24 protein-coding genes are annotated in these 23,820 nt (G+C 72.6%); 12 read left to right on the forward strand and 12 right to left on the reverse strand.

The window, feature by feature from the left end; genetic code table 11:
- Positions 1-13: 13 nt before the first annotated feature.
- Complete coding sequence (locus ACWEPL_RS08800; protein ID WP_452435633.1) at positions 14-1,585, forward strand: arylsulfatase; 1,572 nt, start codon at positions 14-16, stop codon at positions 1,583-1,585.
- Between the two features lie 12 nt (positions 1,586-1,597).
- Here the strand turns inward: ACWEPL_RS08800 and ACWEPL_RS08805 are convergent, their stop codons facing one another.
- The gene (locus ACWEPL_RS08805; protein WP_363967982.1) at positions 1,598-2,551 is read right to left on the reverse strand and encodes an AraC family transcriptional regulator; all 954 of its coding nucleotides are present in this window, start codon (positions 2,549-2,551) and stop codon (positions 1,598-1,600) included.
- Positions 2,552-2,796: 245 nt separating this feature from the next.
- On the opposite strand from ACWEPL_RS08805, the gene ACWEPL_RS08810 reads away from it, so the two are divergent.
- Entirely contained in the window at positions 2,797-3,441 is a 645-nt protein-coding gene (locus ACWEPL_RS08810; RefSeq protein ID WP_452435634.1) for a TetR/AcrR family transcriptional regulator, read from the forward strand.
- Here ACWEPL_RS08810 and ACWEPL_RS08815 read toward each other — a convergent pair.
- Genes ACWEPL_RS08815 through paaA form a run of 8 tightly spaced genes read right to left on the reverse strand, consistent with a single transcriptional unit; the run spans position 3,429 to position 9,803 of the window.
- The gene (locus ACWEPL_RS08815; RefSeq protein ID WP_452435635.1) at positions 3,429-4,250 is read right to left on the reverse strand and encodes a 3-hydroxyacyl-CoA dehydrogenase family protein; all 822 of its coding nucleotides are present in this window, start codon (positions 4,248-4,250) and stop codon (positions 3,429-3,431) included. The genes ACWEPL_RS08810 and ACWEPL_RS08815 overlap by 13 nt on opposite strands.
- The gene (locus tag ACWEPL_RS08820) at positions 4,247-4,978 is read right to left on the reverse strand and encodes an enoyl-CoA hydratase/isomerase family protein (RefSeq protein WP_452435636.1); all 732 of its coding nucleotides are present in this window, start codon (positions 4,976-4,978) and stop codon (positions 4,247-4,249) included. The genes ACWEPL_RS08815 and ACWEPL_RS08820 overlap by 4 nt, the downstream gene beginning before the upstream one ends.
- Positions 4,975-6,153: a thiolase family protein gene (locus ACWEPL_RS08825; protein ID WP_452435637.1), complete on the reverse strand. Its 1,179-nt coding sequence runs from the start codon at positions 6,151-6,153 to the stop codon at positions 4,975-4,977. Before ACWEPL_RS08825 ends, ACWEPL_RS08820 begins: the two co-directional genes overlap by 4 nt.
- An 11-nt stretch (positions 6,154-6,164) precedes the next feature.
- Positions 6,165-7,220 carry a 1,2-phenylacetyl-CoA epoxidase subunit PaaE gene (gene paaE, locus ACWEPL_RS08830; protein ID WP_452435638.1) on the reverse strand — a complete coding sequence of 352 codons (1,056 nt, stop codon included), beginning with the start codon at positions 7,218-7,220 and terminating at the stop codon, positions 6,165-6,167.
- Between the two features lies 1 nt (position 7,221).
- Positions 7,222-7,722, reverse strand: coding sequence for a 1,2-phenylacetyl-CoA epoxidase subunit PaaD (gene paaD / locus ACWEPL_RS08835; RefSeq protein WP_452435639.1), 501 nt, complete (start codon positions 7,720-7,722; stop codon positions 7,222-7,224).
- Entirely contained in the window at positions 7,719-8,555 is an 837-nt protein-coding gene (paaC, locus tag ACWEPL_RS08840) for a 1,2-phenylacetyl-CoA epoxidase subunit PaaC (protein WP_452435640.1), read from the reverse strand. The genes paaD and paaC overlap by 4 nt, the downstream gene beginning before the upstream one ends.
- A 13-nt stretch (positions 8,556-8,568) precedes the next feature.
- Positions 8,569-8,862: a 1,2-phenylacetyl-CoA epoxidase subunit PaaB gene (paaB, locus tag ACWEPL_RS08845; RefSeq protein ID WP_192783751.1), complete on the reverse strand. Its 294-nt coding sequence runs from the start codon at positions 8,860-8,862 to the stop codon at positions 8,569-8,571.
- Entirely contained in the window at positions 8,859-9,803 is a 945-nt protein-coding gene (gene paaA, locus ACWEPL_RS08850) for a 1,2-phenylacetyl-CoA epoxidase subunit PaaA (RefSeq protein WP_363967967.1), read from the reverse strand. The genes paaB and paaA overlap by 4 nt, the downstream gene beginning before the upstream one ends.
- 108 nt (positions 9,804-9,911) lie before the next feature.
- On the opposite strand from paaA, the gene paaZ reads away from it, so the two are divergent.
- Both paaZ and ACWEPL_RS08860 read left to right on the forward strand, forming a co-directional pair.
- A complete protein-coding gene (gene paaZ, locus ACWEPL_RS08855; RefSeq protein WP_452435641.1) occupies positions 9,912-11,963 on the forward strand; it encodes a phenylacetic acid degradation bifunctional protein PaaZ in 2,052 nt (683 codons plus the stop codon).
- Between the two features lies 1 nt (position 11,964).
- Complete coding sequence (locus ACWEPL_RS08860) at positions 11,965-12,768, forward strand: enoyl-CoA hydratase/isomerase family protein (RefSeq protein WP_350741979.1); 804 nt, start codon at positions 11,965-11,967, stop codon at positions 12,766-12,768.
- A 15-nt stretch (positions 12,769-12,783) separates the two neighbouring features.
- On the opposite strand, the gene ACWEPL_RS08865 is transcribed toward ACWEPL_RS08860, so the two are convergent.
- Both ACWEPL_RS08865 and ACWEPL_RS08870 read right to left on the reverse strand, forming a co-directional pair.
- Positions 12,784-14,202, reverse strand: coding sequence for an aldehyde dehydrogenase family protein (locus ACWEPL_RS08865; protein ID WP_452435642.1), 1,419 nt, complete (start codon positions 14,200-14,202; stop codon positions 12,784-12,786).
- An 8-nt stretch (positions 14,203-14,210) separates the two neighbouring features.
- Entirely contained in the window at positions 14,211-15,776 is a 1,566-nt protein-coding gene (locus tag ACWEPL_RS08870; protein WP_452435643.1) for a GMC family oxidoreductase, read from the reverse strand.
- A 122-nt stretch (positions 15,777-15,898) separates the two neighbouring features.
- On the opposite strand from ACWEPL_RS08870, the gene ACWEPL_RS08875 reads away from it, so the two are divergent.
- Positions 15,899-16,360 (forward strand): GbsR/MarR family transcriptional regulator, encoded by a 462-nt coding sequence (locus ACWEPL_RS08875; protein WP_452435644.1) that lies wholly within the window; start codon positions 15,899-15,901, stop codon positions 16,358-16,360.
- Positions 16,361-16,364: 4 nt separating this feature from the next.
- Here ACWEPL_RS08875 and ACWEPL_RS08880 read toward each other — a convergent pair whose 3' ends face one another.
- Positions 16,365-16,856 (reverse strand): Lrp/AsnC family transcriptional regulator, encoded by a 492-nt coding sequence (locus tag ACWEPL_RS08880; RefSeq protein ID WP_452435645.1) that lies wholly within the window; start codon positions 16,854-16,856, stop codon positions 16,365-16,367.
- A 119-nt stretch (positions 16,857-16,975) separates the two neighbouring features.
- On the opposite strand from ACWEPL_RS08880, the gene pdhA reads away from it, so the two are divergent.
- From pdhA to ACWEPL_RS08915, 7 genes are read left to right on the forward strand one after another with little or no spacing between them, the layout of a single operon-like run.
- Complete coding sequence (gene pdhA / locus ACWEPL_RS08885) at positions 16,976-18,052, forward strand: pyruvate dehydrogenase (acetyl-transferring) E1 component subunit alpha (RefSeq protein ID WP_452435646.1); 1,077 nt, start codon at positions 16,976-16,978, stop codon at positions 18,050-18,052.
- Positions 18,052-19,065: an alpha-ketoacid dehydrogenase subunit beta gene (locus ACWEPL_RS08890; RefSeq protein ID WP_452435647.1), complete on the forward strand. Its 1,014-nt coding sequence runs from the start codon at positions 18,052-18,054 to the stop codon at positions 19,063-19,065. Before pdhA ends, ACWEPL_RS08890 begins: the two co-directional genes overlap by 1 nt.
- Complete coding sequence (locus tag ACWEPL_RS08895) at positions 19,065-20,492, forward strand: dihydrolipoamide acetyltransferase family protein (RefSeq protein ID WP_452435648.1); 1,428 nt, start codon at positions 19,065-19,067, stop codon at positions 20,490-20,492. Before ACWEPL_RS08890 ends, ACWEPL_RS08895 begins: the two co-directional genes overlap by 1 nt.
- A 19-nt stretch (positions 20,493-20,511) precedes the next feature.
- The gene (gene hisC / locus ACWEPL_RS08900) at positions 20,512-21,567 is read left to right on the forward strand and encodes a histidinol-phosphate transaminase (RefSeq protein WP_452435649.1); all 1,056 of its coding nucleotides are present in this window, start codon (positions 20,512-20,514) and stop codon (positions 21,565-21,567) included.
- Between the two features lie 59 nt (positions 21,568-21,626).
- Positions 21,627-22,019, forward strand: a complete 393-nt coding sequence (locus tag ACWEPL_RS08905; RefSeq protein WP_363967948.1) for a GntR family transcriptional regulator — start codon at positions 21,627-21,629, stop codon at positions 22,017-22,019.
- Positions 22,016-22,861 carry an ABC transporter ATP-binding protein gene (locus ACWEPL_RS08910; RefSeq protein WP_452435650.1) on the forward strand — a complete coding sequence of 282 codons (846 nt, stop codon included), beginning with the start codon at positions 22,016-22,018 and terminating at the stop codon, positions 22,859-22,861. Before ACWEPL_RS08905 ends, ACWEPL_RS08910 begins: the two co-directional genes overlap by 4 nt.
- A complete protein-coding gene (locus ACWEPL_RS08915; protein WP_355196916.1) occupies positions 22,858-23,820 on the forward strand; it encodes an ABC transporter permease in 963 nt (320 codons plus the stop codon). Before ACWEPL_RS08910 ends, ACWEPL_RS08915 begins: the two co-directional genes overlap by 4 nt.

Genomic DNA, 23,820 nt, shown 5'->3' on the forward strand with positions numbered 1-23,820 from the left:
CAGAAAGGCCCGCATGCCAGCCCCCAACGTGATCGTGATCCTCGCCGACGACCTCGGCTATTCCGACCTCGGCAGCTTCGGTGGGGAGATCGACACTCCGAACCTCGACCGCCTCGCCCGCAGCGGCGTCCGGATGACGTCGTTCTACGTCACGCCGCGCTGCAGCCCTTCCCGCGCGGCCCTGCTCACCGGCCGGCACCCTCACTCGGTCGGAATCGGCGTCCTGACGCGCGACAGCAGGCCGGCCGGCTACCGGGGCTCCCTGGACCAGAGTGTCCCGACCCTCGCGCAGAGGCTGAAAGACCAGGGTTACCGGACCGCGCTGGTCGGCAAATGGCACCTGTCGTCCGACACCACGACACCCAACGACACGTGGCCCACACGCCGCGGATTCGACGAGTTCTACGGCATCCTGCCCGGGTGCAGCAGCTACTACCAGCCGCCGCTCATGTCGGGCGAATCGAGGGTGCCCGAGGCGCACGCGGATCCGGACTACTACATCACCGACGACCTCAGCGAGCACGCCCGCGACTTCGTCGCCCGCGCCTCGGCCGGTGACCCGCCGTTCTTCCTCTACCTGGCGTACACGGCTCCCCATTGGCCGTTGCACGCCCGCGAGCCCGACATCGCGAAATACCGCGAGCGGTACCGGGCCGGCTGGGACACGCTCCGCGCGGAACGCTTCCGGCGCCAGGCCGACCTCGGTGTCGCCGGCGTCGCGGAACTTCCCCCGCGGGACGAGGCGGTTCCACCGTGGGCCGACGTCGACGACCACGCCTGGCAGGTGGAGCGGATGGCCACGTACGCCGCCCAGGTCGAGGTGATGGACCGCGGCATCGGTCAGGTCCTCGACCAGCTCGAACGGTCAGGGACCCGCGAGAACACGATCGTGATGTTCCTCTCCGACAACGGCGGGTGCGCCGAGGACCTGCCGCACCGTCCCGGACAGCCGCTCTTCGGAGAGGAGATCTGCCCCCGGCACACCCGGCTCGGCGAACCGGTCGAGGTGGGCAACACCCCCCGGATCATGCCCGGTCCCGAGCAGAGCTACCTCAGCTACGGCCGAGGCTGGGCGAACCTGTCCAACACGCCGTTCCGCCTCTACAAGCGCTGGGTTCACGAGGGCGGTGTCGCCTCCCCCTTCATCGTGTCGTGGCCGAGCGCGCTGCCCGCCGACCGGGTCGAACGGCGCCCCGGTCACCTGGTCGACCTGACCTCCACCATCGTGGAGGCGGCGTACGGCCACCCGGACACGGCGGGCCACAGCCTGCTGCCCGTGTGGCGGGGCGACGACCTTCCCACCGCCGGCGAACCCCGGACGTTGTGCTGGGAACACATCGGCAATGCCGCCGTACGACGGGGGCGCTGGAAGCTCGTACGCGAGTGGGGCGGCCCCTGGGAGCTGTACGACATCGAGGCCGACCGCGGCGAGAGCGAGGATCTCGCCCCGCGGGAGCCGTCGCTCGTCGCGGAGCTCGCAGCGGTCTGGGAACAATGGGCCAAGGACAACGCGGTCATCCCCTGGTCGGACGTGCTGGCCGACCTCCGCCGCCGGGGCCGGCCCGAGACCGAGGCGCTGAGGTAGGCGCCGACGGCCTCATCGGTGTCCTTGCCGGGTGCTGGACGGAAGCCGGCCGTAGGTCTGCCTGTACAGGGCCGCGAAGCGGCCGAGATGGGTGAATCCCCATCGCAGGGCCACCTCCGTGACGGTCGTCTGGCTGCCCGTATCCGCGATGCGGACGAGATCGGCGTGCGTGTGAGCCAACCGTACGGAACGGAGATAGGCCATCGGGGTGGTCTGCAGATGTTCACGGAAGCCGAGCTGGAGGGTACGGACGCTGACTCTGGCCGCGGCGGCGATGTCGCCGAGGCAGATCGCCTCGCCGGCGTGGTCTTCGCAGTAGCGGATGGCACGCCGGAGAGCGGTGGGGGTCCAGGGGGCAGCGGACTCGCTGAGTGCGTCCGAGTAGTTGTGCGGCTGGGAGGCGAGCAAGGTGTGCAGCAGAAACTGCTCGAAGTGGTGCTCGGCCAGTTTCGAAGCCGCGAAGAGCAGCGTGCCGCCCGATGACACCATTCTGAGCGCGTGGCCGAGCGCGCCGGTGGCGTCCACCCCAGGCTCGAACCGCAGCCGCTCCTTGGGAGGATCGCCAAGGTAGGCCTCGAGCGCCTCTTCCATGGTCGCCAACGGAACCTGCATCATCAAAACCTCGTGGTCGAGGCTCCAACGCATGTCGATCTTCTGCTTGGGGCCGATGAGGGAGATCGGCGCGGTGACGTCCTGCCCGTTGAGGGTCACCCCGCCGGTTCCCCGCAACGGCATCATGACCGCATAGAAGTTGAACGACTCCGACGTTCCGACGCGAATCTCCGCACCGTATGTCGCGGTGTGCAGAGCGATCTTTCCCTTGTGGAGAAGCTGGTACCGAGCGCCGCGCGGGTGCGGCTTTCCGATTTCGAGATAGTAGGGCGGGAAATGCTGCACCAGCAAATCGCGCATCTGGTCGACATCTGCTGTGACAACCGGGTGGTTCATCGCGTTCAAGTCTTTCATAGCGCTGATTCTCTTTCGCGTTCAGCAGATTAACGACTGCATCGCGACGTTGTAAACGTAAATCCGAATGCTTTGAAGAATTTTCAAATCAATCGCTTTTTGGCGGGTCGCGGCTAAAATGCCCACGACGTGAGTTCTCCTCGCACAGGGCATCTCGGCTGCGTGACGGCACGCTGAGCGCGATGACCTGGACCCCACCCGCTGCGCGTGGAGGGGCGTCTGATCCGTCGTGAGATGCTGCATTCGTGACGACTCAGCCTGCCGAACCGTCCCCGCGCCGCGGGCGTGGCCGTCCCGGCCATGACCAGGCCGCGGTCCTGCGCGCCGCGGTGGAGCTGTTCAACCGCAAGGGGTACGACGCCACCAGCATGGGCGACCTGGCCAAGGAGCTGGGCCTGACCAAGCCGGCCATCTACCACCACGTCACCAGCAAGGAGCAACTGCTCGGCCAGGCCCTGGACGACGCGCTCGACGAGCTGACCGCCGTCGTGACCGAGGCCTCCAGGGACCAGGCCGGGACGAGCGCGTACGGACGGCTGCGCGAGGTGCTACGCCGCAGCGTCGAGGTGCTGGTGGCGCACCAGCCCTCGGTCACGCTCCTGCTGCGGGTGCGCGGCAACAGCGAGGTCGAGCTGGCGGCGCTGGAGCGGCGCCGCTGGCTCGACGACCGCCTGGCCGCGCTCGTCACCGACGCCGTCGCGGAGGGCGCGCTCCGCGACGACGTGCCGGCGACGCTGGTCAGCCGGCTGCTGTTCGGCATGGTGAACTCGCTGGTCGAGTGGTACCGGCCCGACGGCGCGTACGACCGGGCGATGGTCGCCGACGCCATCACCGCCATCGCCTTCGACGGCCTGGCCCGGCACGAGGCCGGGGGATCTCACCAGGTGTAGAAGCCCTGGCCCGTCTTGCGGCCGAGATGCCCGTCCGCGACCAGGTCGCGCAGGATCCGCGGCGGCTCGAACCGCGGCCCCAGCTCGCGCGCCAGGTGCTCGGCGATCGCGAGCCGCACGTCCAGCCCCACCACGTCGGTGGTCCGCAGCGGCCCCATCGGGTGCCGGTAGCCGAGGGTCATCGCCGTGTCGATGTCGGCCGCGCTCGCGACGCCCTCCTCCAGCATCCGCATCGCCTCCAGCGCCAGGCAGACGCCCAGCCGGCTGCTGGCGAACCCCGGCGAGTCCGCGACCGTGATCGGCGTCTTGCCCAGCCCGGCCGCCCACTCCTGGGCCAGCGCCACGAGCGCCGGATCGGTACGCGGCCCGGTGACGATCTCGATGAGCGCGCTCACCGGGACGGGGTTGAAGAAGTGCAGCCCGAGGAAGCGCTCCGGCGCGGCCAGGCCGGCGGCCAGCGCGCCGATCGACAGGCTGCTGGTGTTCGAGGCCAGCACCGCGCCCGGCGCCACCTTCTCGACCAGGGCGAACACCTGGGCCTTGAGCGCCGCGTCCTCCGGGACCGCCTCGACGACGAGCTCGCACGGGCTCAGCTCGCCGGGGTCCGAAGTCGTCCGCAGCCGCGCGAGGGCGTCCGGGTCCGCGTGTCCCTTGGCCAGGCCGTCGCGTACCCGGACCCTGGCCCGCTCGGCCGCCTCCGGACCGTCCTCGACGACGATCACGTGGCTGCCCGAGGTCAGGAACGCCTGCGCGATCCCGGACCCCATCCGCCCGCCGCCGAAGACGCCGACCGTCCGTGGCAGGCTCATGAGCGCCGCTCCAGGAATGCCGTCATGCGCATGTGCTTCTCCTCCGTCTCGAACAGGACCGCCTGAGCCACGTCGTCCACGAACGGGTGCGCGCCCCGAGGGGCGTGGAAGACCGCCTTGGTCAGCCGGGTCGCCAGCGGCGCCCGCGCGGTGATCCGGTCGGCCAGCCGGTGCCCGGCCGCCAGCAGTTCCTCCGGCTCCACGACCTCGTTGAGCAGCCGTACGGCGTGCGCCTCCTCGGCCGTGAGCACCCGGCCGGCGAGCAGGATCTCCTTGGCCAGCGGCTCCCCGATCAGCTCGGCCAGCCGCCAGGCCGCCCCGGCCGCCGCCAGGATGCCGAGGCCCGTCTCCGGGTTGCCGATCCGCGTGCCCGGCGTGCCGATCCGGAAGTCGCAGGCGTAGGCCAGCTCGGCCCCGCCGCCCAGGGCGTACCCGTCGAGCAGGGCCACGGTCGGCATCGGCAGCCGGTGGATCCGGTCGAAGAGCTTGGAGTTGATGCCGCGCAGCGCGTCGTACAGGTCGCGTTCGCGCAGCTGGGCGATGTCGGCCCCGGCCGCGAACGTCGTGCCCTCGCCGGTGAGCAGGACGACGCGCGGCTCCTCCTCGACGGCGGCGCACGCCTCGTGGAGCCTGGCGACCAGCTCGCGGTCGATCGCGTTGCGGACCTCGGGGCGGTTGAGCCGCCACACCACCCGGTCCTCGCCTTCCTCGACGATCAGGCTGGTCATGGGCGCTCCACCAGGAGAGCGCTGCCCTGGCCGACGCCGACGCACATGGTCGCCAGGCCGCGCCGGCCTCCGGTGCGTTCGAGCCGGCCGAGCAGGGTGACGAGGATCCGGGCGCCGGACGCGCCCAGCGGGTGCCCGAGGGCGATCGCGCCGCCGTCGGCGTTGACGCGGCCGAGCTCGAGCCCGAGATCCCGGACGCAGGCGAGCGACTGGGACGCGAACGCCTCGTTCAGCTCCACGGCGTCCAGGTCGCCGACGGCCCAGCCCGCGCGTTCGAGCGCCTTGCGGGTCGCCGGGACCGGGCCGACGCCCATGATCTCCGGCGCCACCCCGGCGCTGGCCGCCGCCACCAGGCGCGCCCGGGGTGTCAGGCCGTGCCGTTCGAGGAAGCGGTCGCTGGCCACAACGACGGCCGCGGCGCCGTCGTTCAGCGAGCTGGAGTTGCCCGCGGTGACGACCCCGTCGGGGCCGTTGACCGGGCGCAGCCGCGCCAGCCGTTCCAGGCTCGTGTCCGGCCGCGGCCCCTCGTCGGTGTCGACGACGCCCGCACCCGTGGGAACCGGGACGATCTCGCCGGTGAACCGGCCCTCCTTGATGGCCGTGACCGCCCGTTCGTGGGAGCGCAGCGCGTACGCGTCCAGCTCCTCACGGGTCAGCCCCCACCGCCGCGCGACCGTCTCGGCCGTCTGCGGCATGGAGGCGGTCGTCGCGGCGTCGAAGCGCGGGTTGGTGAACCGCCAGCCGATCGAGGTGTCGAACGACGGCCCCGGCTTCGCGAACGCCTTGGCCGGCTTCTCGGTCACCCACGGAGCCCGGGTCATCGACTCCACCCCGCCCGCGACCACCACATCCGCGTCCCCGGCGGCGATCAGGGCACGAGCCGTCGCGACCGCGGTGAGCCCCGAGGCGCAGAGCCGGTTGACGGTGAACCCGGGCACCGAGTCGGGCAGGCCCGCCAGCAGGAGGGCCATCCGGGCGACATTCCGGTTGTCCTCGCCGGCCTGGTTGGCCGCGCCGAGCACCACCTCGTCCACGAGGTCCGGGGCGATCCCGGCGCGGGCGACGGCCTCGCCCACGACGAGGGCGGCCAGATCGTCGGGCCGGACGTGGGCGAGCGCGCCGCCGTAGCGGCCTATCGGCGTCCGCGCGCCGGAGACGACGAAGGATTCGGGCATCAGTGGGCTCCTCATGCGTCGTAGTCGACGGTGACGCGCTCGCCGACCGGAAATGTCTGGCAGGTCAGGACGAACCCGGCGTCAATCTCGGCCTGTTCGAGGGCGTAGTTGCGGCGCATGTCCACCTCGCCCGACCGTACGACCGCGCGGCACGTCCCGCAGACGCCGCCCTTGCAGGCGAACGGCAGGTCAGCGCGCGCCGCCTGGGCGCCGTCGAGCAGCGTCGCGTCGCGGGAGACCGTCGAGGTCGTCCGCAGGCCGTCCAGCACCGTCGTCAGCTCGCTCGTCGCGCCGGGCGCGACCCCCTCCGCGGCCCGTCGCGGCTGCGGCGGCGGCTCGTCGACGTAGAACAGCTCGACGTGCACGCGGGAGGCGGGTACGCCCAGGTCGGCGAGCACCGTACGCGCTTCCTGGATCATCGCCAGCGGCCCGCAGAGCCAGACGTGGTCGAACACCTCGACCGGCACCACCTCGGTCAGCAGGCGGCGCAGCCGGTCGCCGTCGAGCCGACCGGAGAACAGCTCGACGTCGCGCGGCTCCCGCGAGAGCGCGTGGACCACCTGGAGCCGGGGGCCGTAGCGGTTCTTCAGGTCGCCCAGCTCCTCGGCGAACATCACGGTCCGGCTGGTCCGGTTGCCGTACAGCAGCGACACCTGGGCCTGCGGGTGGGTGAGCACGGTCGAGGCGAGCGACAGCATCGGGGTGATGCCCGACCCGGCGGCGACGCACAGGTGCCGCTCGCCCGTGGCGGGGTCGGCCCGCCAGGAGCCGGTCGGCGTCTGGACCTCGATCCGCGTCCCCGGCGCGACCTCGCGTACCAGCCAGGACGAGAACAACCCGCCCGGGATCTCACGGACCCCGATCCGGGGCCGCGCGCCGGCCGGCGCGCAGATCGAGTACGACCGGCGCTCCTCCCGCCCGTCCACGACGCGGCGCAGGGTGAGCGACTGCCCGGCGCGGAAGGCGTACGCCTCGCGCAGCTCGTCCGGGACGGCGAACGTGATCGCCGCGGCGTCCTCGCACAGGCGGTCCACCGCCGACACGGTGAGCGGGTGGAAAGAGGCCATGTCAGATCTCCTTGACGTGCTCGAACGGCTCAAGGCAGCCGGTGCAGCGGTAGAGGGCCTTGCAGGCGGTCGCGCCGAACTCGGACGTCAGCCGGGTCGCCGCCGACCCGCAGCGCGGGCAGGGCGGGGCGCTCCTGGCCGGCCCCAGCGTGAGCGGGATCGGGCCGCCGCGCCGAGGGGCGGGGCCGGGGGCCGACAGCCCGGCCTCCCGCAGGGCGGCCCGGCCGCGTTCGGTGATCCAGTCGCTCGACCAGGGCGGATCCAGGACGATCCGCACCTCGACCCGGTCGAACCCGGCCTCCCGCAGCCGGTGGACGAGGTCGTCGCGCATGGTCGCCATGGCCGGGCAGCCGGTGTACGTCGGGGTGATCGACACGACCACGTCCTCGCCACCGGATACCTCGACGCCGCGCAGCACGCCGAGGTCCGCGAGGGTGAGCATGGGCATCTCGGGGTCGCGTACCTGCGCCGCGACCTCGGCGGCCCGGTCGCGGGCGCTCACCAGCGCCCGCTCGGGTGGGCGCGGGCGACGACCTGCATCTCGGCGAGCAGCGGGCCGAGGGCGTCGGTGTGCGCGCCGTCGCGGCCGGTGCCGGCCAGCGGCGCGCGCTCGGGCCGCTCGACGCCGCTCACGGCGAAGACCTGGTCGAGGACGACGTCCACCTCGTCGCGCAGGTCCTCGCCGAAATCGGTGAGCTCGGCCTGGTACGGCCACAGGGCGTCCAGCGCCGCCACCAGCCTGCGCCGCGACTCCCCGGTCCCCTGCGCCAGGGTGAGGAACCAGCGTCCCGCCCAGTCGCGGTGGTAGGTGATCTCCTTCACGCCCTTGGCCGCCACCGCCGCCAGGACCTGGTCACGGCTGGTCCGCAGCCGCTCCAGCAGCGCGAGCCGGGCCACCGAGAACAGCAGCAGCCGCACGACGACGTGCGCGAAGTCCCCGTTCTCCACCTCGGCGAGCCGGACGTTGCGGAACTTCTCGGCGTCGCGGAAGTACGCCAGCGCGTCCTCGGCGGGCACCGGCGAGCCCTCGGGCAGGGCGGGCACGACGCCGGGATCCGCGGCGGCCGCCCGCGACAGCAGCAGGCGGGCCTGTCCGAGCAGGTCGAGCGCCATGTTCGCCAGCGCGATGTCCTCTTCCAGGTCGGGCGCGCGGCTGCACCACTCGGACAGGCGCTGTGACATGATCAGCGCGTCGTCGCCGAGCATGAGGCAGTACGCGGCCAGCTCGGCTGCGTCCACGCCCGGCGGCACCGTGGTGTCGACCCCGGCCAGAGGGTCCTCGAAGCCGGTGCCGAAGGCCCACTGCGAGGAGTCGCCGGCGAATTCGTCGTTCATGAGTGCCAACCGATCACATGTGCGGGACGTTGTCGGGAATGTCGTAGAACGTCGGGTGTCGGTAGACCTTGTCGCCGCTCGGCGCGAACAGCGGGTCCTTCTCGTCCGGGCTGGAGGCGGTGATGGCGTCGGCCCGCACGACCCAGATGCTCACGCCCTCGTTGCGCCGGGTGTAGACGTCACGCGCGTGCCGTACGGCCATCGCGTCGTCGGCGGCGTGCAGCGATCCGACGTGCACGTGGTTGAGGCCCCGCTTGCCGCGGACGAACACCTCGTACAGCGGCCACTCCCGCCGGTCGGCGCTCATCGCGTGCCCGCCCGCTCCGCGAACGCCGACGCGGCCTCGCGAACCCAGGCGCCGTCCTCGTGCGCGGCCCGGCGGTGCGCCATCCGCTGCGCGTTGCACGGCCCGTCCCCGCGGATCACGGCGGCGAGCTCCTGCCAGTCGGGCTCGCCGAAGTCGTGGTGACCGCGTTCGGCGTTCCAGCGCAGGTCGGGGTCGGGCAGCGTCACGCCCAGCGCCTCGGCCTGCGGGACCGTCATGTCCACGAACTTCTGGCGCAGCTCGTCGTTGGAGTTGCGCTTGACGCCCCAGGCCATCGACCGCGCGCTGTTGGGCGAGTCGGCGTCCGGCGGGCCGAACATCATCAGCGACGGCCACCAGAACCGGTCCACCGACTCCTGGACCATCGCCCGCTGGGCGTCGGTTCCGCTCATCATCGTCATCAGCAGCTCGTAGCCCTGCCGCTGGTGGAACGACTCCTCCTTGCAGATGCGGATCATGGCGCGCCCGTACGGGCCGTACGAGGTGCGGCAGAGCGGCACCTGGTTGCAGATCGCGGCCCCGTCCACCAGCCAGCCGATCGTCCCGACGTCGGCGTACGACAGCGTCGGGTAGTTGAAGATCGAGGAGTACTTCTGCCGGCCCGTGAGCAGCAGCTCGGTCAGCTCGGCGCGGGAGACGCCCAGGGTCTCGCACGCCGAGTACAGGTACAGCCCGTGCCCGGCCTCGTCCTGCACCTTGGCCAGCAGGATCGCCTTGCGGCGCAGGGACGGAGCGCGGCCGATCCACGCGCCTTCGGGCTGCATGCCGATGATCTCGGAGTGCGCGTGCTGGGCGATCTGGCGTACGAGCGTCCGGCGGTAGGCGTCCGGCATCCAGTCCCGGGGCTCGATCCGGTCGTGGCGCGCGATCGTCGCCTCGAACGCGGCTTCGAGCGCTTCCGGCTCCGCCGGTGTCGTCGTCATCGATTTCCCTCCTCGGGCGTCGAGTCGTATTTACTTATCGCTCGGTCAGTAATACCGTGGCACGTGTTGGGGTACCTGCGCAAGGGGCCCGTGGAGAGGAGAGGACGCGTGAGCGCGCTGCTGGAGAGCTACGCCGCCGGACGATGGTTCCGGGCGGCCGATGAAGGGGAGCCCCTGCTCGACGCCGCCACGGGCGAGGAGGTCGCGCGGATCTCCAGCCGGGGGCTGGACGTCGCCGCGATGGTCCGCCACGCCCGCGACACCGGCGGGCCCGCACTGCGGTCCCTGACCTTCCACGAGCGGGCGGCCCTGCTGAAGGCGCTGGCCAAGCACCTGACCGAGCGCAAGGAGGAGCTGTACGCGCTGTCCGTGCGGACCGGCGCCACCTCGCGCGACACCATGATCGACGTGGACGGCGGCATCGGCACCCTGTTCAGCTACGCCGGCAAGGGCGTGCGCGAGCTGCCGAACGACACCGTCGTCCTGGACGGCGGCCTGGAGCGCCTGGGCAAGGGCGGCACGTTCGTCGGCCAGCACCTCTACACCTCGCGGCCGGGCGTCGCGGTGCAGATCAACGCCTTCAACTTCCCGGTCTGGGGGATGCTCGAGAAGCTGGCCCCGGCCTTCCTCGCCGGGCTGCCCTCGATCGTCAAGCCCGCGAGCCAGACCGCGTACCTGACCGAGCTGGCCGTACGGCTGATCGTCGAGTCGGGCATCCTGCCCGAAGGCACGCTCCAGCTCGTCTCCGGCGGCGCCGGAGGGCTGCTCGACGAGCTGACCGTCCAGGACTCCGTCGCCTTCACCGGCTCCGCGCACACCGCGGGCATCCTGCGCCGCCACCCGAACGTGCTGGACGGCGGCGTCCTGCTGGGCGTCGAGGCCGACTCGCTGAACTGCTCGATCCTGGGGCCGGACGTGCGGCCGGAGGACCCGGAGTTCGACCTGTTCGTCAAGGGCGTCGTCACCGAGATGACGGTCAAGGCGGGCCAGAAGTGCACCGCCATCCGCCGGATCCTCGTGCCCTCGGCCATGGCCGGCCAGGTCGTCGAGGCGCTGGCCGCGCGCCTGGCCAAGGTGACCGTCGGCGATCCCCGCAATCCGGACGTACGGATGGGCGCGCTGGCCAGCCTCGGCCAGCGCGACGAGGTGCGCAAGGCCGTCGAGGCGCTGCGGGCCGGCGCCGAGATCGCCTTCGGCGACCCCTCCGGCGCCGCCCTGCTCGACGGCGACGCCGAGCGCGGCGCGTTCATGACCCCGCTCCTGCTGCGCGCCCGTCCCGGCGCCACCGAGCCGCACGACGTGGAGCCGTTCGGGCCGGTCGGCACCGTGCTCGCCTACGACGGCCTGGACTCGGCGATCGCGCTCGCGGCGCGCGGCAGGGGCAGCCTCGTCGCCTCCGTCGCCACCCATGACCCGGAGGTCGCGCGGACCGTCGTGCTGGGGCTGGCGCCGTGGCACGGCCGGGTCCTCGTCCTGGACAGGGACGACGCCAAGGAGTCCACCGGGCACGGCTCGCCGCTGCCCGTCCTCGTCCACGGCGGCCCGGGCCGGGCCGGCGGCGGCGAGGAGCTGGGCGGCGTCCGCGGGGTCCTGCACCACATGCAGCGCACCGCCGTCCAGGCCTCCCCGGACCTGCTCACCGCGGTCACCGGCCGCTGGACCACGGGCGCCGCGCGCGCCGAGTCGGACGTTCACCCGTTCCGCAAGTCCCTGGCGGAGCTGCGCGTCGGTGACACGATCGCCTCCGCGCCGCGCACGGTCTCGCTCGCCGACATCGAGCACTTCGCCGAGTTCACCGGGGACACCTTCTACGCGCACACCGACGCCGCGGCCGCCGCGCGCAACCCGCTGTTCGGCGGCATCGTCGCCCACGGGTACCTCGTCGTGTCCCTGGCCGCCGGGCTCTTCGTGGACCCGGCGCCCGGACCGGTCCTGGCGAACTTCGGCGTCGACTCCCTGCGCTTCCTCACCCCCGTGAAGGCGGGCGACACGATCGACGTGACGCTGACCGTCAAGCAGATCACCCCGCGCAGCTCCGCCGACTACGGCGAGGTCCGCTGGGACGCCGTCGTCGCCAACCAGGACGGCCAGCCGGTCGCCACGTACGACGTGCTGACCCTCGTGGCCAAGACCTGGCCGCTGCCCGGACAGGAGGCCTGAGGTGGAGCCTGAGCTGGACGGGGCCTCGATCCTGCTGGAACGCGACGGCGCCGTGGCCGTCCTGACCCTCAACCGCCCGGACCGCCGCAACGCGCTGGACACCGGGCTGAAGACGGCGCTGCGCCGGGCGCTGGAGGAGGTCGCGGCCGACGACGCCGTACGCGCGGTGGTGCTGACCGGGGCGGGGACCGCCTTCTGCGTCGGCCAGGACCTAGCCGAGCACGCGGCGGCGCTCCGCTCGGACGCCGGGCACGCCTTCGACACCGTCGAGGAGGACTACGCGCCGATCGTCCGGCTCCTGGCCACCATGGGCAAACCGGTCGTCGCCGCCGTCAACGGCACGTGCGTCGGCGCCGGTCTGGCCCTCGCCCTGGCCTGTGACCTGCGGGTGCTCGCGGAGGAGGCCGTCTTCGCGACGGCGTTCACGGCGATCGGGCTGACGTGCGACTCGGGGCTGTCCCTGACGCTCGTACGGGCGGTCGGCGAGGCCCGGGCCAAGGAGCTGGTCCTGCTCGGTGAGTCGTTCGGCGCCCGGCAGGCGGTGGAGTGGGGGATCACGGGGCGCGTGGTCCCTCGGGAGGAGGCCGGTGCGGTGGCGCGCGAGCTGGCGGCCCGGCTCGCCGCCGGGCCGACCGCCGCGTACGCCGAGTCCAAGCGGCTGATCGCCGGGGCCTGGGACCAGGACCTCGGCGCGGCACTCACCGCCGAGGCCCGCGCCCAGGCCCGCCTGGGGCTGACCGCCGACCACGCGGGAGCGGTGGAGGCGTTCCTCGAGAAACGCAAACCCACCTTCGAGGGCCGCTGACCCCTGGGGTCCCCGTCACGCGGCGGGGGCGGTGTGGATCGAGGTGGGGCGGGTGGCCGCGTCGTAGGCGGCGCGGGAGCCGGTCGCGCCCATGCCGCTGTCCCCGGCCGGTTCGTACAGCCGCTCGGGGCCGCCGCCCTGCCACTGGTTCACCCACACGACACCGGCGGGGATGCGGCGGGCGGCCGCCATGTGCGCGGGGTCGGCGGTGTACACGGTGGCGGCCAGGCCGAAGCGTGACGCGCTCGCCCGCTCCAGCCCCTCCTCGAAGGAGGAGACCACGACGACCGGGGCGATCGGGCCGAAGGTCTCCTCGGTCATGACCAGCATGGACTCGTCCACGCCGGTGAGCACGGTCGCGGGGTAGAAGAAGCCCCTGCCCTCGGGCACCACCCCGCCGGCCCGTACGGTCGCGCCGCGCGAGACCGCGTCGGCGACGTGCCGTGCCACGATGTCGCGCTGCCGCTGATCGACCAGCGGGCCGAGGACGGTGCCCGCGTCGTGCCCGTCGCCGAGCGCGTACGTCCCCGCGGCCTCGACCAGGGCCTCGATGAACGGCTCGGCGACGTCGCGGTGCACGTAGACGCGTTCCATGGAGGTGCAGATCTGGCCGGAGTTCGCGAAGGCGCCGAACGCGACCGCGGCGGCGGTGGCGACCGGGTCCACCCCCGCGTCGACCACCACGGGGTCCTTGCCGCCCAGCTCCAGGATCGAGCGGCGCAGCAGCGCCCCGGTCCGCTCGCCGACCTTGCGCCCGGACTCGACGGAGCCGGTGAAGTGCACGAGCCCGACGCGTTCGTCGGCCACCAGCGGCGCGCCCGCGCGGGAGTCGCCGAGGACCAGGTTGACCACGCCGGGCGGCAGGTCCATCAGCTCCAGCAGCCGCACCGCCGACATCGGCGAGCGCTCGGACGGCTTGAGCACGACGGTGTTCCCGGCGGCCAGCAGCGGGCCGAGCGCGCCCAGGGTCATGGGCACGGGGAAGTTCCACGGCACGATCACGGCCGTCGCGCCGAGCGGGGCGCGCACGATCGTGGTGCTGCCCCCGTCAGGCGCCGGGACGGTCTCCTCGAACGCGTACTCCAGGGCCTCGGCCGCCGCCGCCTTGAACCCCGTCGCCGCGCCGCCGATGAAGGCCCGGCCGAGGGCGACGGGCTTGCCCATCTCCCGGCATTCGATCTCCGCCAGCTCGCCGGCGTGGGCGGCGACCGTGTCCGCCCATCGGGACAGCCGCTCCACCCGTTCGGCGACGGTCAGCGCGGCCCAGGCCGGTTGCGCGCGCACGGCCGCGTCCACGGCCAGGCGTACGTCCTGCGGTGAGCCGCTGGGGCAGCGGGCGACGACCTCCTCGGTCGCGGGGTTGACCACCTCGTGGAACGCGTCGCCCCGGGAGTCTTCCCAGATGCCGCCGATCAGGTTCTGCAGGGTTTTCACAGGGCTCCTTAGAGGCGGTCGGCCATGAGCTCGCCGACCATGATCGATGCCAGGTTGGTGTTGGCCCGGGGTACGGACGGGAAGATCGACGCGTCCACCACGCGCAGCCCCTCGACCCCGAGGACGCGGCACGACGGGTCCACCACCGTGGCGGCGTCCCCGGGCGCGCCCATCCGGCAGGTGCTGGTGCCGTGCTGGGCGTCGACCGCGGTGGCGAGGATGTGCTCGTCGAGCGCGGCGTCGTCGTCCAGCACCGCGAACAGCCGTTTGTTGCCGGCCTCCACGGAGCCGGAGCCCGCGACGATCGTGGCCGCCTCGGGGCCGCGCGCCAGCCCGACCAGGGCGCGCACGCCATCGCGCAGGCGTTCCAGGTCGCGGGAGTCCGACAGCATGCGTTCGCGCACCTCGGGCTGGGCCTGCGGGTCGGCGGAGGTCAGCGTCAGCACGCCGCGCGAGTGGTTCTGGTTGAGCCACACGCCGAAGCCGCCCGCCGGGAAGCGGGTGTCGGCGGCCTCCATGGACAGCACGTTCTGGTTCAGCGAGACGAACATCATGTCGTGCGGCAGCCCACCGGGGCCGCTCGTGTAGCGGACGCAGACGTTGGTGTGGCGGTCGTCGGCCGTCTTGATGGCGGCCTCCTGGGTCAGCGGCAGCTCGACGACGATCATCGGATGGTCCTGCATGCCGAGCCCGACCGGGAGGTCCCGCCGTACCGTGATCCCCAGGCGGCGCAGGTCGGCGGCCGGGCCGACGCCCGAGCGCATGAGGATCGCGGGGGAGTGGATCACGCCCGCGCTGAGGACGATCTCGTCCGCGTACTCGGTCACCGCCGTCCCGCCCACGACGGCCCGCACGCCGACGGCGCGGTCACCGGCGAAGAGGACCCGGTCGACCAGGGCGTCACCGCGGACGGTGAGGCCGGCCAGGGACCGGGCGGGCTCGAGGTAGCCGTCGTTGACCGTGACCCGGCGCCCGGCGCGCGAGTTGATCGGGTAGGGGGAGACCCCGGCGGCGCCGGGCGCGTTCACGTCCGGCGCCCAGGCGTGCCCGGCCGCCAGCGCGGCGGCGGCCAGCGCGGCGTCCACCCCGCCCCACCGCTCGCGCGGCATCCGGAAGATCGGAGTCGGCCCGCCCCGCCCGTGGTACGGCTCGTCGCCGAACTCCTCGTCGTCCTCCAGCTTCGCGAAGTACGGCAGCACGTCCCGCCACGACCAGCCGGCGCATCCCGCCGCGGCCCAGTCGTCGAAGTCCTCCATCGGCGGGCGGATCGCGATCTGCCCGTTGATCGACGAGCTGCCGCCGACGCCCCTGCCCCGCCAGTACGGAGCCGGCGCCTGCCTGTCGGTGCGGGAGGAGGTGACGCCCATCCACACCATGCCCTCGACGGCGGTGGGGTCCAGCAGCGCGCGGACCGGGTTCGGCGAGCGCCAGGCCTCGTGCATCCGCGCCGAACGGTAGTCGGGGCCGGCCTCCAGCAGCAGGACGCGCTTGCCCCGCTCGGCGGAGCGGGCGGCGAGTGCCGCGCCGGCGGAACCCGCTCCCACGACGATGATGTCCCAGCCCGTGTCTGTCACGGCGAACCTCCTGCGCTCGGCCCGGAACCGCCCGGGCCACCGTTAGCCGGTAGACTGCCCCCAGCAGAAAGTTCAGTCAATAGTGAAAGTTCATTTTTTTCTGAACGGATGGTGTTCCGCTGGTGTCCGTCGGTGACGTGAACCCCCTGATCGACGACTTCGGCCTGCGCATCGGCCGCGCGATGGGCTGGCCGCCGATGGCTGGGCGCGCCGCGGGGGTGCTCATGCTGAGCGAGACGCCCATGACGATGGACGAGCTGCAGGCCGCCCTGGACGCCAGCAAGGGCTCGGTCTCGGAGACGACCCGCCTGCTCGTGGTCAACGGGACCGTACGGCGGTTCAAGGAGTCCGGGTCCCGGCAGTACGTCTACGAGTGGCGCGAGGACGCCTGGATCGGCTGCCTGCAGCACCAGCTGGAGCAGACGACGGAGCTGCTCTCTCTGGCCGAGAACGCCCGGGCCCGCTCGGCCGATCTCCCCGACCGGCAGCGCGCCCGCATGTCCGAGATGTACGAGTACTACACGTTCATGGTGCGGAGCCTGGAGGCACTGCTCGGCGAGTACAAGGCGCTGCGGGCACGCTGACCGCTCACCCGGCTCCGGCGCCGCGGGCCTCCTCGAACACCAGCCACGTACGGGTGGCGCGGATGCCCGGGATGTCCTGGATGAGCTCCAGCACCACGTGCCGGAGCGTCGCGTTGTCCGGGGTCCTGACCAGCGCCAGGACGTCGTAGTCGCCGCCGACCAGGGCGAAGTTCTCGACGTACGGAGTCTCCCGGAGCCGGGCCGACACCGCGCGCCAGGAGTTCTGCTCGATGGTGAGCGAGACGTACGCGCTGGTGCCCAGGCCGGCCTTGTGCGGCGCGATCCGCGCCGTGAAGCCGGTGATCACCCCGGCGTCCATCAGCCGGGTGATCCTGGCGTAGACGTTGGCCCGGGAGACGTGCACGTGCTCGGCGAGGGTGCGCATCGAGATCCGGCCGTCCCGCCGCAGCTCGGCGATGATCGCCCGATCCACCCCGTCCAGCGGCGCGGCCGAATGTCCCGCCGACCCCTCTCCGACACCGTCGTTGAACGACAATCGGTCCTCCTGAAGACTGGTTTCAGACCTTTTGTCGCTCATCATGCCTGATGTCTTGAACGCCTGGCCCCACGCGCGGACGCTTTCCCTGTCAAACGTCCAGAGAAAGGGAGCGTCGCATGTCCGTCGACGTCCTTCTGCCCTCACCCGTGCCGGGGCGCTTCGTCGCCGAGGACGGCACGGCGGTCCAGCCGCCCACCGGCTACCAGGTGCCGGAGGAGGAGCGGTTGCTGGAGGCCTACCGCCGGATGGTCGTCGGCCGCCGCTTCGACCGCCAGGCGACCGCGCTGACCAAGCAGGGGCGCCTGGCCGTCTACCCCTCCAGTCGCGGGCAGGAGGCCTGCCAGATCGCCGGGGTGCTCGCGCTGCGCGAGGACGATTGGCTGTTCCCGACCTACCGGGACTCGGTGGCGCTGGTCTCCCGGGGCCTCGACCCCGTCGAGGTGCTGACCCTGCTGCGGGGCGGCTGGCACTGCGGGTACGACCCCGCCGCCACCCGGGTCGCGCCCCAGTGCACCCCGCTGGCCACCCAGACCATCCACGCCGTGGGCATGGCCGACGCCCTGCGCCGCAAGAACGAGAACGGCGTCGTCATGGCCTTCATCGGCGACGGCGGCACCAGCGAGGGCGACTTCCACGAGGCGCTGAACTACGCCGCGGTCCTGCACGCGCCCGTCGTGTTCTTCGTGCAGAACAACAAGTACGCGATCTCCGTGCCGCTGGCCAAGCAGAGCGCCGCGCCCGCGCTCGCGTACAAGGGCATCGGGTACGGCATCCGCTCCGAGCAGGTGGACGGCAACGACCTCGTCGCGGTGCTGTCCGTCCTGACCGCGGCCGTGGAGCACGCGCGTACGGGCGGCGGCCCCTTCCTGGTGGAGGCGCACACGTACCGGATGGACCCCCACACCAACGCCGACGACGCCGCCCGGTACCGGGACAAGCGGGAGGTCGAGCAGTGGGAGGCGGCCGACCCGCTCGCCCGCCTGGAGACCTACCTGCGTGGGCGCGGCGTACTCGACGCCGAGGCCGTCGACGCGGCGCACGAGGCCGCCGAGGAGTTCGCCGCCCGGGTGCGCGCGGAGATGAACGCCGACCCGAAGGTGGATCCGTTCGAGCTGTTCGAGCACGTCTTCGCCGAGGCCACGCCCCAGTTGCGCGAGCAGCGGGCCCTGCTGGCGTCCGAGCTGGAGGACTGATGACCACCTTGAGCATGGCGCAGGCGCTGAACGCCGCGCTTCGGGACGCCCTGCGCGAGGACGAACGCGTTCTTGTCTTCGGTGAGGACGTGGGCCCGCTGGGCGGCGTCTTCCGCATCACCGACGGGCTGACCAAGGAGTTCGGCGAGGAGCGGTGCTTCGACACCCCGCTGGCCGAAGCCGGGATCGTGGGGCTGGCCGTGGGACTGGCCATGGGCGGCTTCCGGCCGGTGATCGAGATGCAGTTCGACGCGTTCGCCTACCCGGCCTTCGAACAGATCGCCTCGCACGTGGCCAAGCTGCGCAACCGCACGCGCGGGCGGCTGTCGCTGCCGATGGTGATCAGGATCCCGTACGCGGGCGGCATCGGCGGGGTCGAGCACCACTGCGACTCCAGCGAGGCGTACTACGCGCACACGCCCGGCCTGAAGGTCGTGACCCCCGCGACGGCCGACGACGCGTACTGGCTGCTGCGCGACGCCATCGCCGACCCCGACCCGGTGATCTTCATGGAACCCAAGCGCCTGTACTGGTCCAAGGGCGAGACGTCCGTCGGGGACCGGCGGGCGGCGGGGTTCGGGCGGGCGGCGGTGCTGCGCGAGGGCCGCGACGCGACGCTGGTCGCCTACGGGCCGAGCGTTTCGGTGGCGCTCCAGGCCGCCGACGCCGCGGCCAGGGACGGGCTCGCCCTGGAGGTGGTGGATCTGCGGACGATCGTCCCGTTCGACGACTCGACCGTCGTGTCCTCCGTACGCAAGACCGGACGCTGCGTGGTGATCCAGGAGGCCCAGGGCTTCGCCGGGGTGGGCGCGGAGATCGCGGCCCGCGTGCAGGAGCGGTGCTTCCACTCGCTGGCGGCGCCGGTGCTGCGGGTCACGGGGTTCGACATCCCGTACCCGCCTCCGATCCTCGAGCACTCGCATCTGCCGGACGCCGACCGGGTGCTGGACGCGGTGGATCGGCTCCAGTTCGGTGACGAGCCCGATCTGGCGCACCTGGGCGGGGAGGCGTGATGACGCGGCACGTGTTCCGCCTGCCCGACCTGGGCGAGGGGCTGACGGAGGCCGAGATCGTCGACTGGAAGGTCGCCGTCGGGGACACCGTCGAGATCGACCAGATCGTGGTGGAGGTCGAGACCGCCAAGGCGGCGGTGGAGGTGCCTGTGCCGTACGCGGGGACGGTGCTGAGCCTGCACGCTTCGGCGGGGGCCGTCCTGTCGGTGGGGGAGCCGCTCATCGAGGTCGGGCCGGCGGGCGGCGTGGGCGGTTCGGCCGCCGCGGAGCGCTACCGGGAGGAGGAACGCGCCGGATCCGGAAATGTCCTCATCGGCTACGGCACCGGCCACACCCCCACCACCCGCCGACGCTCCCGAAAGGCCCCCGCAACCCCCGGCCAGCCACCTACGGCTCCGGCCTCCCGGCCCGCGTCCACCTCGCCGGCCGCGCCTGCTTCCCCGGCCGCGGCTGGTGAGCGGCAGGCGCCTCGGGTGATCTCCCCGCTCGTGCGCAGGCTCGCTCACGAGCACGGGGTGGATCTCTCCGCCGTCACCCCCACCGGACCCCGCGGCGTGATCCTCCGCCGCGACGTCGAACGCGCCATGGCCACCCCCGCCGCCTCCACCGTCCCCGCCGCCTCCACCGTCGCCCCGGCGACACCGGGAGCGACCGAGACGACGCCGGCCGCGACCGGGACAGCGTCCGCCGCGACCCGGACGGCATCGGAGGCGACCGGAACCGGAACCCCGCTCCGGACCGAGCGCATCCCCCTGCGCGGGCTGCGGCGGGCGGTGGCCGACAAGCTGAGCCGCAGCCGTACCGAGATCCCCGACGCCACCACCTGGGTGGACGTCGACGCCACCGGCCTGCTCGAGGTCAAGGACGCGCTCCGGCGGGATCGCCCGGACCTCGGCATAGGGCTGCTCGCGCTCCTGGCCCGCAGCTGCGTGGCCGCCCTGCGCCGCTTCCCCGAGCTGAACTCCTCGGTCGACACCGCCCGCGCCGAGATCGTCCGGCACGGCCACGTCAACCTCGGCTTCGCCGCCCAGACCGATCGCGGCCTGGTCGTGCCGGTGGTCCGCGACGCGCACCTGATGACGACCGCGCAGCTCGCCGCCGAACTGACCAGGCTCACCGCCCTCGCCCGCGAAGGCACGCTGCCGCCCGCGGCGCTGACCGGGGGCACGTTCACGCTCAACAACTACGGCGTCTTCGGCGTGGACGGATCCACCCCGATCATCAATCACCCCGAGGCGGCGCTCCTCGGCGTCGGCCGCATCATCGACCGCCCCTGGGTGAAGGACGGCGCGGTCGTGCCCCGCAAGGTCACCCAGCTGTCGTTCACGTTCGACCACCGGGTCTGCGACGGCGGCGCGGCAGGCGGCTTCCTGCGCTTCGTGGCCGACTGCGTGGAGCACCCCGCCGTCCTGCTCGCCCACGTCTGACGGAAGGAAGTGACATCAGGTGGTCAACGTACGCTCGTCTCTGCTCGACCTCCAGTCCTACGTGCCGGGCCGCAAGTCGCCCGGGGCCGTCGTGCTGGCCGGCAACGAGTGCCCGTACGGCCTGCTGCCCGGCGTCGCCGCCCGCCTGGCCGAGCTGACCGGCGGCCTGTCCCGGTACCCGGACATGGGGGCCGCCCGCCTGCTCGAAGCGCTGGCCGCCCGCCACGAGGTGAGCACCGATCGCATCGCCGTGGGGGCGGGCTCGTCCGAGGTCTGCGGGCAGGTCCTGCACACGGTGTGCGGGCCGGGCAGCGAGGTGGTCTTCGGGTGGCGGTCGTTCGAGGCGTACCCGATCCTGACCACGGTGGCGGGCGGAGTCCCCGTACGGGTCCCGCTGCGCGACCACGTCCAGGACCTCCAGGCCATGGCGGCGGCCATCACCCCGCGGACCAGGCTGGTGTTCGTCTGCAACCCGAACAACCCGACCTCCACCCCCGTCGGCGAGGCCGCCCTGCGCGCCTTCGTGGACCAGGTGCCCGAGCACGTGCTGGTCGCCGTGGACGAGGCCTACCACGAGTACGCCGACCCGTCCGCCGTGCCGGACGCGCTCGCGCTCTTCGGCGACCGGCCGAACGTCGTCGTGCTCCGAACCTTTTCCAAGGCGTACGCGCTGGCCGGGCTGCGGGTCGGCTACTGCGTCGGGCCACCGGAGATCATCGCCCAGGTTCGCAAGACGCAGACGCCCTTCAGCGTCAGCGCCCTCGCCCAGGAGGCGGCGATCGCGGCGCTCCGCGAGCGCGAGGAGGTGGACAGGCGGGTCGCCCTCACCCTCAAAGAGCGCGACCGCGTCACCGGCGAGCTCCGGGCCCTCGGCTATGACCTGCCGCCGTCCCAGGCGAACTTCCTGTGGCTCCCGCTCGGTCACGACAGCGCGCCTTTCGCCGACCACTGCCACGCCAGCGGGGTGATCGTGCGGGCGTTCCCGGGGGAGGGCGTGCGCGTCACGGTGGGCCTGCCGGAGGAGAACGCGGCCTTTCTCGCGCCGGCCGCAACCTGGCAACGACAGCAGGGTTGACAACGGACGCCCGGATACAACACCCTTTCACTACTCAAATAGTGAAAGGGTGTTTTCGGTTGATCGAGTTCAACCTGGACCGCGGCTCGGGGGTCTCGACGTACCTGCAGCTCGTTCACCAGGTCAAACAGGCGCTCAGGCTCGGTACGCTGCGGCCCGGTGACCAGTTGCCGACTGCCCGCGAGGTGGTCGAGAGCCTGGCCATCAACCCCAACACCGTGCTCAAGGCGTACCGGGAGCTGGAGCGCGAAGGGCTGGTCGAGGGACGGCAGGGGATGGGGACGTTCGTTCAGCGGGGCGTCGCGGGTGCGACGCTCGCCGAGCACACGCGGCTGCGGCGCGGGCTGGAGGCGTGGGTGCGCGAGGCCCGCGCGGCCGGGCTCGACCAGGAGGACCTGAGGGTGTTGGTCACCGTGGTCCTGGCCGACGCCGCGAAGGCGGGTGCGGCATGAGTCCCGCGCTGGAGGCGACTGGCCTGGGGGTCCGCTATCGCCGTACGTGGGTGTTACGCGACTGCTCGCTGTCCGTGCCCGCGGGACGCGTGGCGGCGCTCGTCGGGCCCAACGGCGCGGGTAAGACCACTCTCATGCACGCGGCCGTCGGCCTGCTGCGGCCCGCGCTGGGAAGCGTCCGCGTGGCCGGCGAGGTGGCGTTCGTGGCCCAGGACAAGCCGCTGTACGAGAGCTTCACCGTCGCCGAGATGCTCACCTTCGGCCGCCGCATGAACACCCGCTGGGACGACGCCGCCGCTGCGGACCGGCTCGCCCGGCTGGGCATCCCGCTGGAGCGGAAGGTGAGCGGGCTGTCGGGCGGGCAGCAGGCGCAGGTGGCGGTCACGATGGCGCTGGCCTGCCGGCCCGACCTGCTCGTGCTGGACGAACCGCTGGCCAACCTCGACCCCCTCGCCCGCCACGGCGTGATGCGCTCGATCATGGCGGAGATGGCCGGGCGGGAGCTGACCGTGCTGCTGTCCTCGCACGTCGTCTCGGACCTGGAGGAGACGTGCGACTGGCTGATCGTGCTGAACGGGGGCCGGCTGCAGGTCAGTGGTGACATCGAGGACCTCCTCGACGGGCATCTCGTGCTCACCGGGCCGGACGGGGCATCGGTGGCGGGGATGCAGGTGGTGAGCGCGAGCCGGGCCGGCAGGCAGGTCAGCATGCTGGTCAGGGGAGCGCCCCCGCTCGATCCTCGCTGGCAGGCGCGGCGCCCCCGGCTGGAGGAGCTCGTCATGGGCTATCTGCGCAGCCCCGAGTCGGCGGCACTTCCGGAGCTGACGGGGGTGAGCGCGTGATCTGGGTGACGTGGCGCCAGCACCGGGCGCAGCTCCTGGTGACGGCGGGCTTCCTGGCGCTGCTGGGGGTGCTGCTGCTGGGTTCGGCGGTGGAGGCGAGCCGGTACGTGACCGAGCACGCCCCGCCCGGCTGCCCGGGGCCCGCTGTGGAGTGCGGAGACCTGGCGGTGGCGCTCGGGCGGCGCTACGACGCGGTCTACTCGGTGTTCGGCTGGATGCCGCTGGTGGCGCCGGCGCTGATCGGGGCGTTCTGGGGCGCGCCCCTGCTCGGCCGCGAGTACGAGCGCGGCACCCACCGCCTGGCCTGGACTCAGGCGGTGCCCGTGTGGCGGTGGCTGGCGGTCAAGCTGTCGATCCTGGGCGGGGCGGTCGTGGCGGGCGGGCTGCTGCTGTCGCTCATGGTGAGCCTGTGGCGGCCGGTGTTCAGGGAAGGGGTCGACTCCACGTTCGGCAATATCGGCGTGTTCAACATGGTCGGCGTGGAACCCGCGGCGTGGTGGCTGTACGCGTTCGCGCTGGGCACGCTGGCCGGCACCCTGTTCCGGCGTACGCTGCCCGCGATGGCGCTGGTCGTGGCCGGGGTGGCGGTGACGATGTTCACCCTGTTCCAGCTGAGCGACTACTACGCCGAGCCGGCGCGCACCGAGCTGTCCGGCACCGTGCTGCTGGACGATCCCGACGCCCGGATGGTGAGCGCCGCCTGGGTGGAGCCGTCCGGGAGGGAGGTAGCCGAGCCGTCGGGGAGCGGCTGCCCGCGTCGGGTGGACGCGGGGCAGAGCAACAGGAACGCCGAGGCGTGGCAGGCGTGCCTGTTCGGCAAGGGCTACCGGTACGCGGTGTACCACCATCCGGCGTCCCGATTCTGGCGCTTCCAGTGGACCGAGGCGGGAATCCTGGCGCTCGCGTCGGCGGTCCTCGGCGGCCTGGCCGTACGCCGTACCCTCCGCCGCCCCGGCTGA

Source organism: Nonomuraea sp. NPDC004186 (genome assembly GCF_053603495.1).

Bases quoted from the DNA above. Each gene is read 5' to 3' on its own strand.
- ACWEPL_RS08800 (WP_452435633.1), top strand. From the start codon at position 14: ATGCCAGCCCCCAACGTGATCGTGATCCTCGCCGACGACCTCGGCTAT.
- ACWEPL_RS08805 (WP_363967982.1), bottom strand. From the start codon at position 2,551: ATGAAAGACTTGAACGCGATGAACCACCCGGTTGTCACAGCAGATGTC.
- ACWEPL_RS08815 (WP_452435635.1), bottom strand. From the start codon at position 4,250: ATGAGCCTGCCACGGACGGTCGGCGTCTTCGGCGGCGGGCGGATGGGG.
- ACWEPL_RS08820 (WP_452435636.1), bottom strand. From the start codon at position 4,978: ATGACCAGCCTGATCGTCGAGGAAGGCGAGGACCGGGTGGTGTGGCGG.
- ACWEPL_RS08825 (WP_452435637.1), bottom strand. From the start codon at position 6,153: ATGCCCGAATCCTTCGTCGTCTCCGGCGCGCGGACGCCGATAGGCCGC.
- paaE (WP_452435638.1), bottom strand. From the start codon at position 7,220: ATGGCCTCTTTCCACCCGCTCACCGTGTCGGCGGTGGACCGCCTGTGC.
- paaC (WP_452435640.1), bottom strand. From the start codon at position 8,555: ATGAACGACGAATTCGCCGGCGACTCCTCGCAGTGGGCCTTCGGCACC.
- paaB (WP_192783751.1), bottom strand. From the start codon at position 8,862: ATGAGCGCCGACCGGCGGGAGTGGCCGCTGTACGAGGTGTTCGTCCGC.
- paaA (WP_363967967.1), bottom strand. From the start codon at position 9,803: ATGACGACGACACCGGCGGAGCCGGAAGCGCTCGAAGCCGCGTTCGAG.
- pdhA (WP_452435646.1), top strand. From the start codon at position 16,976: ATGTCCGTCGACGTCCTTCTGCCCTCACCCGTGCCGGGGCGCTTCGTC.
- ACWEPL_RS08890 (WP_452435647.1), top strand. From the start codon at position 18,052: ATGACCACCTTGAGCATGGCGCAGGCGCTGAACGCCGCGCTTCGGGAC.
- ACWEPL_RS08895 (WP_452435648.1), top strand. From the start codon at position 19,065: ATGACGCGGCACGTGTTCCGCCTGCCCGACCTGGGCGAGGGGCTGACG.
- ACWEPL_RS08910 (WP_452435650.1), top strand. From the start codon at position 22,016: ATGAGTCCCGCGCTGGAGGCGACTGGCCTGGGGGTCCGCTATCGCCGT.